This is a genomic window from Stenotrophomonas humi (assembly GCF_001431415.1).
Lineage (GTDB): Bacteria > Pseudomonadota > Gammaproteobacteria > Xanthomonadales > Xanthomonadaceae > Stenotrophomonas > Stenotrophomonas humi.
The window spans coordinates 1-726 of record NZ_LDJI01000070.1; the positions used below are offsets into that span (position 1 = coordinate 1).

General features: G+C 70.0%; 1 protein-coding gene. It reads left to right on the top strand.

The window, feature by feature from the left end; translation table 11 throughout:
• The coding region (locus tag ABB26_RS18330) for an acid phosphatase (RefSeq protein WP_057636143.1) at positions 1 to 707 on the top strand (707 nt) is incomplete at its 5' end.
• Positions 708 to 726: the final 19 nt, after the last annotated feature.

Consider the following 726-nt stretch of genomic DNA (forward strand, 5'->3'; position numbering starts at 1 on the left):
TGCACGGGGATGCCATCCCCGACAGCCTCACCCTGAGCCCCGCGCCGCCGGCGCCCGGCACCGCTTGGGCGCAGCTGGATGAAGCCGTCGCCCGCGAAGCCGTCACCATGCGCGGCAGCGCACGCTTCCAGCAGGCGCATACCGACGCCGACCTCAGCTTTCCGGCCGGCGCCGACCAGTTCAGCTGCGCGCTGGGCTTGCCGGTGACCGCCGCACAGACACCGACGCTGTACCGCCTGCTCGAACGCAGCCGCATCGACGCCAGTGCCGCCACCAAGGCGGCCAAGAACCACTACAAGCGCCCGCGTCCGTTCACCGTCAACAATGAACCGACCTGCACGCCGGAAGACGAAGCCGACCTGCGCAAGAACGGCTCCTACCCGTCCGGGCACACTGCCATCGGCTGGGCCTGGGCGCTGATCCTGGCCGAGATCGCACCGGACCGCGCCACCGCGCTGCTGGAACGCGGCCGCAACTATGGCCACAGCCGCCTAGTGTGCAATGTGCACTGGTACAGCGACGTGCAGCAGGGCCAGTTCATGGGCGCCGCCGCCGTGGCACGCCTGCACGACAATCCCGAGTTCAATGCCGACCTGGCCAAGGCGCGCCGCGAGTTGGACCATGCGCGCACGCTCAAGCTGCCGATGCCCCGCGATTGCGCCGCCGAAACCGCAGCCCTGACCTCGGACATCCCCGAAGCGCGGTGATCCCCGCCGAGTAGTGCCG